At 64.4% G+C, this 1432-nt stretch carries 1 protein-coding gene; it reads left to right on the top strand.

Features of this window, described 5'->3' with window-relative positions; translation table 11 throughout:
- The first annotated feature begins 118 nt into the window (after positions 1 to 118).
- On the top strand, positions 119 to 1141 hold the full coding sequence (locus tag IAG41_RS22840; RefSeq protein ID WP_187731009.1) for an IS110 family transposase: 1023 nt from the start codon (positions 119 to 121) through the stop codon (positions 1139 to 1141).
- Positions 1142 to 1432 lie beyond the last annotated feature (291 nt).

Raw genomic sequence — 1432 nt, 5'->3', positions numbered from 1 at the left:
GCCGCGGCGTGCCGCAAGCCGAGCTGCGCTCGGCTCCTCCTCTGATGAAGTGGGACGGCTGCGGGATCGCAGTTGGTACCATCACCTGCTGATTCGCAGCAGGATTGGAGGAACGAAGATGCATATCGCAACGATCGGTTTGGATATCGCGAAGCACGTTTTCCAGGTGCACGCGGTAGATACGGATGGCGCGGTGGTGATCCGTAAGCGCTATTCTCGAGCGCAGCTCGTGCAGCTTTTCGAGGAGATCCCGCCCTGCCTCGTCGGGATCGAGGCATGCGGCACGGCGCATTATTGGGGTCGCAAGCTCCAGGCGCTCGGGCATGATGTTCGTCTCATGCCTGCGCATTACGTGAAGCCCTATGTGAAGCGCGGCAAGAACGATGCAGCCGACGCGGAGGGCATCTGCGAAGCGGTAACCAGGCCGACCATGCGCTTCGTGCCGATCAAGGCACCCGACACGCAGGCGCTGGCGCTGATGCACCGACTGCGTACCCAGTTTGTCGCTCAGCGCACGGCGATGTTGAACGCGCTGCGCGCCGGGATGGCGGAGTTCGGCATCGTGACCAACCAAGGGCTTGGCGGCGCAACCGAGATCCTGCGGATCGCGTGTGCGGGCGATGAGCGTCTTCCAGCGATGATCCGCGATGCCTACAGGTTACTCGCTGATGCTATCCGGGCGGTCGAGGCCCGGCTGGTGACCCTTGATCACCAGATCGCGGCCAGCACGCAGTTCGACGATACCTGCAAGCGCCTGAGCACGATCCCGGGCGTCGGGCCGGTAACCTCGACCACGATCATTGCGCTCGCGGGCGACGTTTCTCGATTTTCATCGGGCCGCGACTTTGCAGCGTGGCTTGGCCTGACACCGCGCCAGAACTCGACGGGCGGCAAGGCCAGGCTCGGGCGTATCACCAAGGCGGGTGATCAGACCTTGCGGACGCTTTTGGTGCTGGGTGCCTTCTCGGTGATCAAGCGAGCCCGCGTCGCGCCGGAGAAGGCCTCGCCCTGGCTGATGGCGCTGATGGAGCGCCGGCCACCGCTGGTCGCGGCCGTCGCACTGGCGAACAAGATGGCGCGTATCATCTGGGCGATCCTCACGCGCGGCGGCACCTTCCGCGCGCCGGCGAGGGCAGCATGACGCGATTGTAGGAGTTTCCCGCGGAGCCTGACTCCGAAGGAAGCGAGGTGGTGCTCAAGCCATGATGACGAACCGGTTGAGCCGGGGATCGCTCAGTTCGGAAAACGAAGGGAGCCTTTGAGCCCGTTTCTCTGATGGAACGTGCGATCCGCGGATTTCATCAGGGCCAGCGGTCGTTGACCGCACCAACAGGCCGGACACATGACCGCACCCCGACCGATCGAAGTCATGCTCGGCGTCACCTCGCGTAATTGTCGAAGGACCCAGCGGGCGCCGCGCTATCGCGCGGCG

This window comes from Sphingomonas sp. JC676, from assembly GCF_014489075.1.
Classification (GTDB): Bacteria; Pseudomonadota; Alphaproteobacteria; order Sphingomonadales; family Sphingomonadaceae; genus Sphingomonas.
The sequence above is the reverse complement of the archived record's forward strand: the minus strand, read 5'-3'. Positions and strand labels throughout refer to the sequence as shown.